Origin of the sequence: Streptomyces sp. NPDC047917, assembly GCF_043204345.1 — a bacterium.
In the GTDB taxonomy this organism is placed as follows: Bacteria; Actinomycetota; Actinomycetes; order Streptomycetales; family Streptomycetaceae; genus Streptomyces; species Streptomyces sanglieri.
Map to the genome: position 1 here is coordinate 533,371 of NZ_JBIDCA010000006.1, position 1,417 is coordinate 534,787.

2 rRNA genes and 1 pseudogene are annotated in these 1,417 nt (G+C 67.5%); all 3 read right to left on the minus strand.

Annotated features, from left to right (window positions below):
- Positions 1 to 849 (minus strand): annotated as a pseudogene (locus ACGF8B_RS17690) (hypothetical protein); the annotation flags it as partial.
- A 267-nt stretch (positions 850 to 1,116) separates the two neighbouring features.
- Positions 1,117 to 1,233: ribosomal RNA gene (gene rrf / locus ACGF8B_RS17695) — 5S ribosomal RNA — on the minus strand.
- Between the two features lie 111 nt (positions 1,234 to 1,344).
- Positions 1,345 to 1,417 (minus strand): 23S ribosomal RNA (locus tag ACGF8B_RS17700); the annotation flags it as partial.

Consider the following 1,417-nt stretch of genomic DNA (forward strand, 5'->3'; position numbering starts at 1 on the left):
CGCCACGGCTGTCGTCACGGCGGAACCCACCACCGGAACCGCCGCCACGGCTGTCGTCACGGCGGAACCCACCACCGGAACCGCCGCCACGGCTGTCGTCACGGCGGAACCCACCACCGGAACCGCCGCCACGGCTGTCATCGCGACGGAAGCCGCCACCGGAACCGCCGCCACGGCTGTCATCGCGGCGGAAGCCGCCACCGGAACCGCCGCCACGGTTGTCGTCGCGGCGGTAGCCGCCACCACGGCTGTCGTCGTCCCGACGAGGACCACGCGGCCGGTCGTCCCGACGCTCGAAACCACCCGAAGGACGCCCACCACGGTCATCGTCCCGGCGCGGCCCACGATCCCGGTCACGGTCACGGTCGTCCCGACGGAACCCACCACCGGACCCACCGCCACGGCTGTCGTCACGGCGGAACCCACCACCGGACCCACCACCACGATTGTCATCGCGACGGAAGCCACCACCGGACGCACCGCCACGGCTGTCGTCACGGCGGAACCCACCACCGGAACCGCCGCCACGGTTGTCATCGCGACGGAAGCCGCCACCGGAACCGCCGCCACGGTTGTCATCGCGACGGAAGCCACCACCACGGCTGTCGTCGTCCCGACGAGGACCACGCGGCCGGTCGTCCCGACGCTCGAAACCACCCGAAGGACGCCCACCACGGTCGTCATCCCGGCGCGGCCCACGATCCCGGTCACGGTCACGGTCGTCCCGACGGAACCCACCACCGGACGTGCCCCCACGATTGTCGTCACGGCGAGGTCCCCGATCACGGTCACGGTCGTCGCGGCGGAAGCCACCGCCACCGCTTCCGCCGGTGGGCCGGCTGTCGTCACGCCGGTAGCCACCGCGGTCGTTGTCACGACGCGGTCCACGATCACGGTCGTCGCGACGGCCGCTGAAGCCGCCTCGGTCACCACCGTCCCGGCGACGCGGCTCGCGCTCCGAACGATCGTCGGGAGAGTTGGTGGACATCGGCGTGACTCCTGTCATCGGGTACTACAAGACATTCTGGCGCAGCCGGACATCCGACGCGCTTCGGCGAAAACAAAAGGACCCTTGGTCCCAGCGTGAACGCTGGGACCAAGGGTCCTTGAAAGATTGTTCGGCGGCGTCCTACTCTCCCACAGGGTCCCCCCTGCAGTACCATCGGCGCTGAAAGGCTTAGCTTCCGGGTTCGGAATGTAACCGGGCGTTTCCCTAACGCAATGACCACCGAAACCCTATCGGGTTCTAGCGAACAAGCACACTTTTCAATTAAGTAGTGAAGCTGTTCAACCGGTGCGATAACTGTTCGCAACCCGGGAACAACACAGTGGACGCGAGCAACTGAGGACAAGCCCTCGGCCTATTAGTACCAGTCAGCTCCACCCGTTACCGGGCTTCCACATCTGGCCTATCAAC